This is a genomic window from Parvibaculum sp. (assembly GCF_002684405.1).
Taxonomy (GTDB): Bacteria; Pseudomonadota; Alphaproteobacteria; order Parvibaculales; family Parvibaculaceae; genus Parvibaculum.
This window is the reverse complement of record NZ_NYVD01000110.1, coordinates 1-12307: the sequence shown is the minus strand read 5'-3', so window position 1 is coordinate 12307 and position 12307 is coordinate 1. Positions and strand designations below refer to the sequence as shown.

At 62.2% G+C, this 12307-nt stretch carries 10 protein-coding genes; 2 read left to right on the top strand and 8 right to left on the bottom strand.

The features are described from left to right. Window positions 1-1927 (bottom strand): biotin carboxylase N-terminal domain-containing protein (locus CMI59_RS10260; RefSeq protein WP_293328101.1); only part of this gene is annotated, 1927 nt, incomplete at its 3' end. Between the two features lie 163 nt (window positions 1928-2090). Here CMI59_RS10260 and CMI59_RS10255 point away from each other — a divergent pair. Next, window positions 2091-3158 (top strand): phospholipase, encoded by a 1068-nt coding sequence (locus CMI59_RS10255; RefSeq protein ID WP_293328104.1) that lies wholly within the window; start codon window positions 2091-2093, stop codon window positions 3156-3158. Window positions 3159-3180: 22 nt separating this feature from the next. On the opposite strand, the gene CMI59_RS10250 is transcribed toward CMI59_RS10255, so the two are convergent. From CMI59_RS10250 to CMI59_RS10230, 5 genes are all read right to left on the bottom strand, one after another. Further along, window positions 3181-3999 (bottom strand): acyl-CoA thioesterase domain-containing protein, encoded by an 819-nt coding sequence (locus tag CMI59_RS10250; protein ID WP_293328098.1) that lies wholly within the window; start codon window positions 3997-3999, stop codon window positions 3181-3183. An 86-nt stretch (window positions 4000-4085) separates the two neighbouring features. Continuing rightward, complete coding sequence (gmd, locus tag CMI59_RS10245) at window positions 4086-5138, bottom strand: GDP-mannose 4,6-dehydratase (protein ID WP_293328095.1); 1053 nt, start codon at window positions 5136-5138, stop codon at window positions 4086-4088. Window positions 5139-5316: 178 nt separating this feature from the next. Beyond that, a complete protein-coding gene (locus CMI59_RS10240; RefSeq protein WP_293328092.1) occupies window positions 5317-6279 on the bottom strand; it encodes a GDP-L-fucose synthase in 963 nt (320 codons plus the stop codon). After that, window positions 6272-7339: a GDP-mannose 4,6-dehydratase gene (gene gmd, locus CMI59_RS10235; protein ID WP_293328089.1), complete on the bottom strand. Its 1068-nt coding sequence runs from the start codon at window positions 7337-7339 to the stop codon at window positions 6272-6274. Before gmd (CMI59_RS10235) ends, CMI59_RS10240 begins: the two co-directional genes overlap by 8 nt. 69 nt (window positions 7340-7408) lie before the next feature. Next, window positions 7409-9091 carry an FMN-binding glutamate synthase family protein gene (locus CMI59_RS10230; RefSeq protein WP_293328086.1) on the bottom strand — a complete coding sequence of 561 codons (1683 nt, stop codon included), beginning with the start codon at window positions 9089-9091 and terminating at the stop codon, window positions 7409-7411. A 216-nt stretch (window positions 9092-9307) separates the two neighbouring features. On the opposite strand from CMI59_RS10230, the gene CMI59_RS10225 reads away from it, so the two are divergent. Beyond that, window positions 9308-10927 carry an NAD(P)/FAD-dependent oxidoreductase gene (locus CMI59_RS10225; RefSeq protein ID WP_293328083.1) on the top strand — a complete coding sequence of 540 codons (1620 nt, stop codon included), beginning with the start codon at window positions 9308-9310 and terminating at the stop codon, window positions 10925-10927. 13 nt (window positions 10928-10940) lie between these two features. Here the strand turns inward: CMI59_RS10225 and CMI59_RS10220 are convergent, their stop codons facing one another. Both CMI59_RS10220 and CMI59_RS10215 read right to left on the bottom strand, forming a co-directional pair. Then, complete coding sequence (locus tag CMI59_RS10220; protein ID WP_293328080.1) at window positions 10941-11297, bottom strand: hypothetical protein; 357 nt, start codon at window positions 11295-11297, stop codon at window positions 10941-10943. A gap of 122 nt (window positions 11298-11419) precedes the next feature. After that, the coding region (locus CMI59_RS10215; RefSeq protein ID WP_293328078.1) for a hypothetical protein at window positions 11420-12307 on the bottom strand (888 nt) is incomplete at its 5' end.

Genomic DNA, 12307 nt, shown 5'->3' with positions numbered 1-12307 from the left:
GCTGCGCGGCAAGGATGAGCGAGCCGTATTCGATAAAGCCGTCTTCGTCGCACAGATCGGCGATGTTCTCGCGCGCCGTGCGCTGGTTACGCTTGCGGCGGCGTTCCACCGCTTCCGGGCGACGCTCGTCGAGACCGATGGCGTGACGCTCGATCACCTCGGCAAGATCGGGCCGGATATGGTCCGGATCGATATCGGCTTCGTCGGCCTGCGACGCGGCGTCGACCGAGGCGGGTTCGATGAAGATCAGCGGATCGCCTTCAAAGAGCACCTGACCCGGCTCCGCGCCCAGTTCGCGCACAACACCGCTTTCGGCCGCATGGATGAGATGTTCCATCTTCATCGCTTCCAGCACGGCGAGTTGCGTGCCCGCGGGCACTTCATCGCCCGGCTTCACATCAATGCTGATGACCTTGCCCTGCATGGGTGCCCCCACAGGCACAGTGCCCGCCGGGCCTTCGACCTTCACATGCGCGGCGGTTGCCGTTGCCGCGCCATCGGTGAAATAGCGCTTGGCCTGGGCGGGCGTGCCGTCCGCCGTCAACTCGGCGGCCCGGTCGTCGATCAGGCGCGTATAGACATTGTTGGCGGCCACTTCATCGTCGGCGATGAGGTTTTGCAGGAAACCGATATTGGTCGCGCAGCCTTCGATCCGGAATTCGGCCAGCGCGCGGCGGGTGCGCGCCACCACTTCGGCATAATCCGGCGAGGCGTGATGGACGATGAGCTTGGCCAGCAGCGAATCGAAATTCGGATTGGTCGTGTAGCCCGCATAGCCGAACGTATCGACGCGCACGCCGGGGCCGGAGGGCGGCTCAAACGCGCTCAGCGTGCCGCCCGCGGGCTTTGCAGCGCCGCTCGCATCCATGGTTTCCATATTCACGCGAAGCTGGATCGCATATCCGCGCGGCAGCGGCACTTCGCCGACATCGAGACCGAGGCCGTCCAGCGACGCGCCCTGCGCCAGGCGGAGCTGCGTTTCCACAAGGTCGATGCCGGTCACTTCTTCGGTCACCGTATGCTCGACCTGCAAGCGGGCATTCGCCTCGATAAAGGCATAGCCGCCCTCTCGGTCGGCATCGACCAGGAACTCGAAGGTGCCGATATTGTCGTAGCCTATCCGGCGCGCCAATGTCAGCGCGTCCTCGATCAGCCGTTCACGCATGTCGGGAGAGAGGGAGGGGCTCGGCGCAATTTCCATCAGCTTTTGATGGCGGCGCTGAATGGTGCATTCGCGCTCCCAGAGATGGGTTACTTCCGTGCCGTCGCCCAGTATCTGCACTTCGATGTGCCGGGCATTGGGGATGAAGCGTTCCAGATAAACATCGCCGATCCCGAAGGCCGCCTTCGCCTCGGACTGGCAGCGGGCATAGGCGTCATCGAGCTCTTCGAGCGCGCGCACGGCGCGCATGCCGCGACCGCCGCCGCCGGCGACCGCCTTCAGCATGATGGCGGCGCCATCGCCTTCCCGCGCGACGAGCTTTTTGAACCAGTCGCGCGCTTCCTCAAGGCTGGTCGCGCCGGACGTGCCTTCGAGAAGCGGCACATCGCATTCCGCGGCCAGCGCACGGGCGCTGGCCTTGTCGCCGAAGCGGTCCAGCACTTCCGGGCGCGGACCGACAAAGGCAAGCCCTGCATCGGCGCATTTCGCGGCGAAGGCTGCGTTTTCCGACAGAAAGCCATAGCCGGGATGGATCGCATCGCAGCCCGCGCCCTTCGCGGCTGCGATGATGCCGTCCATGTCGAGATAGGCTGCCGCCCCGGACCCTTTCAGCGCCACAGCTTCATCCGCCATACGCAAATGAAGCGACCGGGCGTCGTCGTCGGAATAGACGGCGACGCTTTGAAGCCCCACTTCCGATGCCGCGCGGGCAATACGGATGGCGATTTCGCCACGATTTGCGATCAGCAATTTCCCGAATGTCATGAAGAGCCTTCCCGGACTTATTCGAATTTCTTTTCCCGCAGCATAGGCGGCATGACCCGATCTGCAAATGGGCTGGCCGAGGCCGGGGCGGGCGTCTAGGCTCGGGCAAAAAAGGAGGCGAAAGGCATTGAGCGAAGAAATTTCCGTGGAAAAACAGGAAGCAATGCTGGAGGCAATCACAGCCACCGTGCCGCCGCTCCTGCATGCGCTGGATGCGCTCGGCCATATCGCCCGGCATATCCATCCGCCCAGTTTCGCCTCGCTGATCGAACAGATGGGGGAGCCGGACGAGCCCTTGCGCCATGCCATCGGCCCGTTCCGCGAGGCCGAGTGGCCGGAAGCCATGGCAGGCTTCAAGGCGCAGATCGAAAAGGCCGCGGGCGAAGTGCTCATGGCGCATGAGGAAATCCGCAGTGCCAAGGACGATCCGCAGGGCGTGTTCAGCGCCTATCGCGCGTTCCGTCATCAATCGCGCGCATTGGAAGCGCTCTACCCGCTGACACAGATGTTGCCGCCGGTGAGCCGTTTCTTTCTCGACGAGGATGCAAGGCCGGACGAAACGCTGCTGGCGGCACTTTCCGAAGGCGCTGAGGGCCCGCATGAGACAGGCCTGATGCATGCCCGCAACGACAAGGGGGAGCGGGGCGGCTTTTCTCTCTACGTGCCGGAAAACTACACGCCCGACCGGCCTCACCCTTTCATCATGGCGCTGCATGGCGGCAGCGGACACGGGCGCGATTTCATCTGGAGCTGGCTCCGCACGGCGCGCTCGCGCGGCGCCATCCTGCTGTCGCCGACCTCGCGCGACAGCACTTGGTCACTCGCCGGTCCCGACGTCGACAGCGAAAGCCTGAAGCGGATGCTCGAATTCGTGCAGGAGCGCTGGAATGTGGATGAAAGCCGTCTGCTCATGACCGGCATGAGCGATGGCGGCACGTTCTGCTATGTGAGCGGCATGCTGGCCGATGCGCCCTTCACCCATCTCGCGCCGATGTCGGCAAGCTTCCATCCGATGCTGGTGAGCTTTCTGGAGAAAGAGAGGATCGACGGCCTGCCGATCTTCATCACCCATGGCGCGAAGGACTGGATGTTCAATGTAGAGATGGCGCAAACAGCCGCCCGCACACTGGAAGAAGCGGGCGCCGACGTCACCTATCGCGAGATCGAGAACCTCTCCCACACCTATCCGCGCGAGGTGAACGGCGAGATCGTCGACTGGCTGATGCGTTGAGTGCCGCCCCTTCGGAGGCGCTTTACTTGTCGTGAATGCGCAGGATCACCGACTGGCTCGCCGAGGCCATCAACTCGCCGTCCTGCGCGAAGAGATGCATGCGGCCATGGCCGAAACCGCCATGTACGCCGTGGATGCGGATATCGCAAAGCACCCACTCCGTCGGCACGATGTGGCGGAAGCGGATCGTGTTGTCGAGACTATTGCCCCCCGCATTGCGTCCGATGGCATTGCCGATGGCGGAGGGTACGAAGTCGGCGAAAACGGCCAGCATGGCGCTATCGATCGCCACGTCTTCCAACGGGCGCACCCAGAGCACGACCTGTCCGTCCGGCGACAGTTCTCCGCCCTTGCGGTCCTTGCCATATCGGCCTTTCACCACGCGCATATCGATGCGGGTATGGAGGTCGGGATCGCGATCGTCCCCACGCCAATGCTCGGCGGGATCGAAGTTTTCCGGTCCTGGCACATCCGGCGCGACGGCCCATTGATGCGAGAATTCGCTCGGGCGCGCGCCCAGCGCGGCGTTGACGGTGAGGATTTCCTTGTCGCCCACATGGCCGATCACGCGGGCCTGGCTGTTGTAATTGCCATGCACCGGCACCAGCACATCCAGATCCACGATGGAGGGCGGGCGCGCATAGGAGAGGTATTGCGCCGTCGCCCAAACGGTCGGGCGCTCGCAGGTGCGCTCCATCGCCCGGATGGACGCCGCCATGCCGACACCGCCGAACATGAACAGATTTCCGGGCGGACCGACCGAAAGGCCCGGCTCGACCTGAAGGTGATAACGGTGCGGATTGTGGGTCGATTTGAGATCGAAAAACACACGATCACTCATGTCACCCGTCCTGAAAACTGTTTGAAAGGAAACTCGATCCGCGCGTTTTTACCGGCTTTCTCGCCAAGGTCAAACGGTCTTGCGGCTCAGTCCGACGAGCGGGAGAGGCCGGCGCCGATGTGTGCCTGTTCCTGAGCGCGGGCGATATCGACGGCAACCATTTCCGCGACAAGCTCGCGGAAACTCGTTTTCGGGCGCCATCCCAGCCGTTCCTGTGCCTTGCGCGCATCTCCCAGCGTGGCGCCGAGGTCCATCGGCCGGAAGAACGCGGGATCGACTTCGACGAGCAGATCCCCCGTCTCTTCGTCGTACCCTTTTTCGTCTACGCCCTCTCCCTGCCAGCGAACGGCCCGGCCAATTTCCGCGAAGGCTATTTCCACAAATTCGCGTACGGAGTGGTTCTCGCCGCTCGCCAGGATGTAGTCGTCCGGGGCATCCTGCTGGAGCATCTTCCACATGCCTTCGACATAGTCTCGGGCATGCCCCCAGTCGCGGCGTACATCGAGATTGCCGAGACGCAGCGTCCCCTCTCCGGCGAGGCAGACCGCGGCCACAGCCTGCGTGATCTTGCGCGTCACGAAGGTCGGTGCGCGCCAGGGGCTTTCGTGATTGAAGAGAATGCCGTTGGAGGCGTGAAGCCCATAGGCCTCGCGAAAATTGATCGTCGCCTCGAAGGCGGCGTGCTTCGATACGGCATAGGGGTTCAACGGGTGAAACGGGGTTTCCTCGTTCTGCCAGCGGCCACCCGCGTCGCCGAACATTTCCGAACTCGACGCCTGATAATAACGGATCCGGCCGCGGTCGAGGCGCAAGACGGCCGTGAGGAGCTTCATCGCACCGGTCGCGTTCACATTCGTCGTGGCAGCGGGATCGTCGAAACTCGCATGGATATGAGACTGCGCGGCGAGATTGTAGACCTCGTCGGGCTTGATCCGCCGAACAAGGCCGTCGAGATCGGCTTCCCTGCCGATATCGCAACGATGAAGAATGAGATTGCGATTGAGATCCGCACCGGCCTCCGCCAGCCGCGAGCGTTCCAACCGCGCAGGGTCGCGCGCCAGCCCATGCACCTCATAACCGCGCGCAAGCAGGAATGCCGCCAGATAGCCGCCATCCTGCCCGGTAATACCCGTCACCATGGCGACCTTCGGCCGGGACGCATCTCTCAACGGGGGAGAATTTGTCGGGTTATTGAATGACACGCGCCGCTTCTGCCTTTCGCCTCGGGACAGGATTCGTTTTAGCACTCCCGAGGCCGAATGGCACCTCGTTGACGGGCCTGAATGACGCAAAAGCCCGCTTCCGGCCGCCGTTCACTCACACTCCGCGTCTGCCGCCGCCGGTTTCCAGATACCAGCGATAGACCTTCGCTATGCCCTCATCGAGGCCGGTGCGCGGGCGCCAGCCCAGATCGCGCAGGCGTGCGCTATCCATCAGCTTGCGCGGTGTGCCGTCGGGTTTCGACATATCGTTCACCAGCTCGCCTTCGAAGCCGACGGCCTCTTTCACCTTCTGAGCCAGATCCTGAATGGTCAGATCTTCGCCAAAGCCCACATTAATGTGCTCTTCGCCGGAATAATGCGTCATCAGGAACACGAGTGCGTCGGCGCAATCGTCGACATAGAGGAATTCGCGCTTCGGCGAGCCTGTGCCCCAGATCACGACCTCGGCATCGCCGGCTTCCTTTGCCGCATGCATCTTGGCGACCAGAGCGGGCAGAACATGGCTCGAATCCAGATCGAAATTGTCGCCTATGCCGTAGAGATTGGTCGGCATGGCTGAAATGAAATCGCAGCCATATTGACGGCGATAGGCCTGGGCCAGCTTGATTCCGGCGATCTTGGCAACCGCGTACCATTGATTGGTCGGCTCCAGCGGGCCGGTCAACAGCGCATCTTCCCGCATCGGCTGTTCGGCCATCTTCGGATAGATGCAGGACGAGCCCAGGAACAAAAGTTTCTCCACGCCGTTCTGCCAGGCGGCGTTGATGATGTTCGCCTCGATCATCAGATTGTCGTAGAGGAACTCCGCCGGGAAGCTGTCGTTGGCGAGAATGCCGCCGACGCGCGCCGCCGGGATGAATACCGCCTCGGGGCGATGCTCGGCCAGCCAGCTCTCGACTTCTGCCTGGCGGCGCAGATCGACCGTGTCGCGCGTGACCGTCAGCAGTTCGCAATCCTCGGACGCCAGCCGGCGCATCAGGGCCGCGCCCACCATACCGCGATGGCCTGCGATCCAGACCTTCTTGCCCCTCAACGAATAGATTGCGCCGTCAGTCATGGCGTGCTTTGCGAGCCGCCTCCTGCGCGACGGTTTCCAGGTCGGCAGCCACCATTTCGGCCACGAGTTCCGGGAAGGTCGTGGTGTGTTCCCAGCCCAGACGCTGTTTCGCCCGGGAAGGATCGCCCAACAGGAGGTCCACTTCGGTCGGACGGAAATAGCGCGGATCGATCTTCACGCGCGTCTCGCCGGTTTTCTTGTCGACGCCGATTTCCGAGACGCCCTCGCCCTGCCATTCGATGGTACGGCCGACTTCGGCAAAGGCCAGTTCCACGAATTCGCGCACCGAATGCGTTTCGCCGGTGGCCAGAACATAATCGTCGGGCTCGTCCTGCTGCAGGATGCGCCACATGCCTTCCACATAGTCGCGGGCATGGCCCCAGTCGCGCTTGGCGTCGAGATTGCCGAGATAAAGGAGGTCCTGGAGCCCAAGTTCGATGGCGGCGACAGCGCGGGTGATCTTGCGCGTAACGAAAGTTTCGCCGCGGGTCGGCCCTTCATGATTGAAGAGAATGCCGTTGGAGGCGTGCATGCCATAGGCTTCGCGGTAATTGACCGTGATCCAGTAGGCATAGAGCTTGGCGGCAGCATAGGGGCTGCGCGGATAGAAGGGCGTGGTCTCGCTCTGCGGCGTTTCCTGCACCTTGCCGTATAGCTCCGAGGTCGAGGCCTGATAGAAGCGCGTCTTCTTTTCCAGCCCCAGAATACGGATGGCCTCCAGAATGCGCAGCGCCCCGATGGCATCGGAATTGGCGGTGTATTCCGGTGTCTCGAAGCTCACCTGCACATGGCTCTGGGCGGCGAGATTGTAGATCTCGTCGGGCTGGGTTTCCTGAATGATGCGGATCAGATTGGTGGCATCCGTCAGGTCCCCGTAATGCATAAAGAAGGAGACCCCTTCATTGTGCGGGTCGTCGTAAAGCGCATCCACCCGTGCGGTATTGAATGACGAGGATCGGCGCTTCACGCCATGGACGATATAGCCTTTGGAGAGGAGGAGGGCCGCCAGATAGGCGCCATCCTGCCCCGTTACCCCGGTAATAAGTGCCGTTTTGCTCATGAATCCATTTCGCGCTGAATACGACCAGGCAAGCTGCCGTCACCTTATTGGCATGGAACTTCGCAAGCCTCAATGGCGTTCCGTGCGCAGCCGGTCCTGATCCAGCCTTCGCAGGGGGTCGACCTCGCTCACGGGCCGGAACGTATCGGGATCGGCCGCGGCCCACCATTGCGCATAATAGGATGCCTCAGGGTCGTCGAGCAGGCTCTTCTCGTCCACAAAGGGATAGATGCGGTCGGTGGCCCGGGCTTCGGCGGCATTGAGGCGGTGATGCAGGTGATGCGGCCTCAGCTCCCAAGGCGTTTCGAGCCCCACCGCAACCACGATATCGCGGAGCGCCTCCACCGTTGCCTTCTGGAACCGGTGGACGCGCTCGGCCTTGTCGCTCACCACCAGGCCGCGCTGGCGACGGGGATCCTGGGTGGTGATGCCGGTGGGGCACTCGCCGGTATGGCATTTCATGGACTGGACGCAGCCCAGCGAAAACATGAAGGCGCGGGCCGCATTGCACCAATCGGCCCCCAGGGAAGCGTTGAAGGCGAGCGAGGCGCCGCCGTGAACCTTACCGCCCGCGGCGAGTTTGACGGCGCCTTTGAGCCCGGTGCCCACCAGCGCATTGCGCATCATGATAAGGCCTTCTCGCAGCGGGACGCCAACATGGTTCGAAAGCTCCAGAGGGGCGGCGCCCGTGCCGCCCTCCGCGCCGTCGATCACGACGTAGTCCAGATGGATACCCGTTGCCAGCATCGCCTTCATGACGGCAAAGACCTCATGCGGCTGGCCGACGCACAGCTTGATTCCCACGGGCTTGCCGCCGGAGAGCTCTCGCAGCCGGGCCACGAATTCGAGCATCTCGCGCGGCGTCGAGAATGCGCTGTGGCCGGGCGGCGAGATACAATCGGCATAGGCCTCAACCCCCCGCGTGCGGGCAATTTCTTCGCTGACCTTGGGGCCGGGCAGCATGCCGCCATGACCGGGCTTGGCGCCCTGGCTCAGCTTGATCTCGATCATCTTCACCTGATCGCGCTGCGCCGTGTCGCGAAACGCTTCCGGGTCGAACGAGCCGTCTTTCGCCCGGCAACCGAAATAGCCCGTCCCAAGCTCCCAGACGAGATCGCCGCCGTGCTTTTCATGATAGGGGCTGATCGCCCCCTCGCCGGTGTCGTGATAGAAGCCGCCCTTCTTCGCGCCGAGATTGAGCGCCTCGATCGCATTGGCGCCGAGCGACCCGAAGCTCATGGCCGAGATGTTCAGAATGGAGGCGGAATAGGGTTTGGTGCATTGCGGCCCGCCTACTTCCACGCGGAATTCATCCGCAACGTTCTGGGTCGGCGCCATGGAATGGCCGATCCACTCATATTCTTCAGAGTAGACATCGAGCTCCGTCCCGAAGGGGTGGACCGATACCTGACCTTTCGAGCGGGCATAGATGAGCGCGCGCGTATCGTGATCGAAGGGGCGCCCCTCCAGATCGCTCTCCACAATATAAGAACGCAGGAACGGCCGCAGATCCTCGAAGAACCAACGCAACCGTGCGGCCAGGGGATAGTTGCGCATCAATGTGTGAGGGGATTGTCTGTAGTCGTAAGCCGCAAGCGCCAATAATGGCAGCGTGACCGCCAATCCCCAGATAAGCACCGGCAGAAAGGGGGAAAAGAGGAGAATGAGGAGGGTCGCACCGAGGAGTGTGGCAGGCAGGACGAATTGCGCCGAAAATCCCTGCCGGCAAAGCATCCTCACAAAATCGAACAAGATAAAATCTCCTCTTTCGCGGTCCGTCCTCCCCTACACCTTCCCATCACAATAGTCTTGCCGGAGATGAGGACAACCGGCGCTTTTGTTGCAGTGCAGAGAGGCCGGCGCGCAATCTGGTCATGACGCTGCGGAAAGCGCGGCCGGGGCCTTTTCTCCTTCCTCCCGCTTCTTCCCGCGTTAGAATTTAATAAAACAATGAGGGAGGAGACGAGGATGGCTAACAAGGAAGGCAAGGGATCGACAAATTACGATGCGGTTATTGTCGGTGCAGGGTTTGCGGGCATGTACATGCTGCATCGCCTGCGCAAGCTGGGGCTCAATGTCCGCGTGTTCGAGGCGGGCGAAGGTGTGGGCGGCACCTGGTACTGGAACCGCTATCCGGGTGCGCGCTGCGACGTGGAAAGCCTCGAATATCAATACGGCTTTTCCGACGACGTGCAGCGCGGCTGGACATGGACGGAACGCTATGCCGCTCAGCCGGAAATTCTGCGCTACCAGAACTATGTCGCGGACAAGCTGGACCTGAAGCGCGACATCCAGTTTTCCACGCGCGTCAATTCGGCGACCTATGACGGGCCGTCGGGCTTGTGGCGGGTCGAAACCGACAAGGGCGACAATGTGCAGGCCCGCTTTTTCATCATGGCGACGGGCTGTCTGTCGGCCGCCCGTGTACCCGATTTCGACGGGCTCGAAGACTTCAAAGGCAAGTGGTACCACACCGGCGGCTGGCCGCATGAAGGCGTGGACTTTACCGGGCAGCGCGTGGCCGTGATCGGGACAGGCTCCTCCGGCATACAAAGCATTCCGATCATTGCCGATCAGGCGGATCATGTGACCGTTTTCCAGCGCACCGCGAACTTCACGCTGCCGGCGGGAAACCGTCCGCTTCAGGATGAAGAAATCCAGGAGACGAAGGAAACGCTTCTGGAGAAGCGCAAATTTGCGCGCACAACGCCCGGCGGCATCATCTGCTTTGAATATAATGAAACGCTTCTGGAAGAGATGACGCCGGAAGAAGTGCAGCACGAGCTTGAATCGCGCTGGACGCAAGGCGGCTTTGCCTTCCTCGGCGCCTATGGCGACGAGATGGCGACGGATGAAGCAAACAAGGTCGCAGCGGATTTCGCCCGCGAGCAGATGAGCAAGCGGGTGACGAAACCCGGCCTTGCAGAGACATTGATGCCGAACGACCATCCCGTCGGCACCAAGCGCCTTTGTCTCGATACGGACTATCTCGAAACCCTCAGCAAGCCGCATGTCGATCTCGTCAATGTCCGCGAGCATCCCATCGAGCGGATCACCGAGAAAGGCGTTCTGGCCGACGGCACAGAATACGTTGCCGACGCCATCGTCTTTGCGACAGGCTTCGATGCCATGACGGGCGCCATTCTGGGCGTCGATATTACCGGCCGCGACGGGTTGAGCTTGCGCGACAAATGGGCTGCGGGACCGCGTACCTATCTGGGGCTCGGCTCGGCAGGGTTCCCGAACCTCTTCTTCATCACCGGGCCCGGAAGCCCGTCCGTGCTCAGCAACATGATCGTGTCCATCGAGCAGCATGTGGACTGGATCACGGACTGTATTTCGCGGCTGACCAACGGCAATATCGGCATGATCGAGGCCACGCCCGAAGCGGAGGACGAATGGGTGGAGCATGTCAATGAAGTCGCCGGCATGACGCTCTATCCTCAGGCCAACTCCTGGTACATGGGTGCGAATGTGCCGGGCAAGCCGCGCCTCTTCATGCCCTATACGGGCGGCGTCGGCATTTATGGCGAGAAGCTCGACGAAGTGGCTGCCGCCGATTATGAGGGCTTCCGTCTCGGGGCCTGAAACCAGCCCGTCGTCATGCCCAAAGGCGCAATGTCTGCCAGCGGGGCCTGACGACGGGACCTCCGCATCGACGGATCAGTTCCATCTCGAGCAGACGATCGTTGGAATCGGTATAGAGGGTGGCGGAAATCTCCGCGCCATCCTCGTCGTCGACTTCCATCTCTACCGGCACCGCGCGCTGCTGCCAGGTTTCGGGCCGGTCATATCCATCGATTTCGAACCCCACAATCGATCCGTCGGGCAGTTCGGAGCGCGCCGTGGCGCAATCCATATCCGACAGAAGCCGCCCTGCGCGCTTCCCGTCCAGGCATCGGGCCGCGTTAAAGATCAGCAGTTTTTCTTCAGGCCGCAATAAACGCCTCTTGTGCATGAACTCTTTCCTCAAGCGTTGTCGGGAACACGCTTGTGAAAGCTCACATATTCACCTTAATAAATCGCTGCGGATCGCCACCTTTTTGGCGGCGATCCGCGCAAAACTCGTTCACCGCGGCGTTATTTCGCACCGTCGAAAAAATCGGTGAAGCCGGCAGGCGCGTAAGGACCAACGCAGATCTGCTCCAGCACGCCCATGCCTTCGCGCGTGCCGTCGCTTGCGCGCACCACCTGCTGCACATGCAGGTTCTCAAGGGCCAGCGGGTCGAGCTGTTTGGGATCGAAGGATTCATGCCCCGTGGCAAGCTCGCCTTTCCACATGCCCTGTCCCCACTCCGGATGGGTGTAGCCAAGACCCTTCATCTGGAATTTCAGGATCGGTTCGAGGCTGATGGTACGGGTGCCGCCTTCGGGGTCCACGAGATCGATTTCGGCGGACTTCGCCAGGCGCGTGCCCGGCACATAGGAGACGCGATGGTTCGCCGTCGCCATGCGCTCGTCCTTGCCGTCTTCGACGCCCGGCACATCACCCTCGCTCGCATAGAGCGGTGCGACGAGCCCTTCGCGCACCAGCGCTTCGCCCCTGGCGCCATCGAAGAAGATGGCATGGGACACATGGTCGTCCCAGATGAGCGGCGCCCAGAGGAAAAAGAAACTTCCCGGCGCGGCCGGCGCGCCGCCGGTTTCCGGCTCGCCCACGCGGCGCACGCCCCAGGAGCGATCCTTGGTCCCCAGACACATCTCGTCGCTCACCGCGATCTCGCCATCGGGATGACGAACCGTCCCGCTCCAGCGGCCGAACTGGTCGAAGCGCGTCGCGTCCATCACCGCGCGTGGGCCGGAATAAAGCGTCTGGCGCGCTTCCTTGATGACCGCTGTGCGGCCCGAAAAGGTGAGGTCGCAGGAAATGCCGCTGTCATTGTCGTCCAGCACGACGCGGGTGCGCAGCATCGGCTCCTGAATCTCGATGCGAAAGGGGCCGACCTGCATGTCGGTGCGTTCGGTCGG

Coding starts and splice junctions, on each gene's coding strand:
- CMI59_RS10255 (WP_293328104.1), top strand. CDS start 2,091: ATGCTGGAGGCAATCACAGCCACCGTGCCGCCGCTCCTGCATGCGCTG.
- CMI59_RS10250 (WP_293328098.1), bottom strand. CDS start 3,999: ATGAGTGATCGTGTGTTTTTCGATCTCAAATCGACCCACAATCCGCAC.
- gmd (WP_293328095.1), bottom strand. CDS start 5,138: ATGGTGACGGGTATTACCGGGCAGGATGGCGGCTATCTGGCGGCATTC.
- CMI59_RS10240 (WP_293328092.1), bottom strand. CDS start 6,279: ATGACTGACGGCGCAATCTATTCGTTGAGGGGCAAGAAGGTCTGGATC.
- gmd (WP_293328089.1), bottom strand. CDS start 7,339: ATGAGCAAAACGGCACTTATTACCGGGGTAACGGGGCAGGATGGCGCC.
- CMI59_RS10225 (WP_293328083.1), top strand. CDS start 9,308: ATGGCTAACAAGGAAGGCAAGGGATCGACAAATTACGATGCGGTTATT.
- CMI59_RS10220 (WP_293328080.1), bottom strand. CDS start 11,297: ATGCACAAGAGGCGTTTATTGCGGCCTGAAGAAAAACTGCTGATCTTT.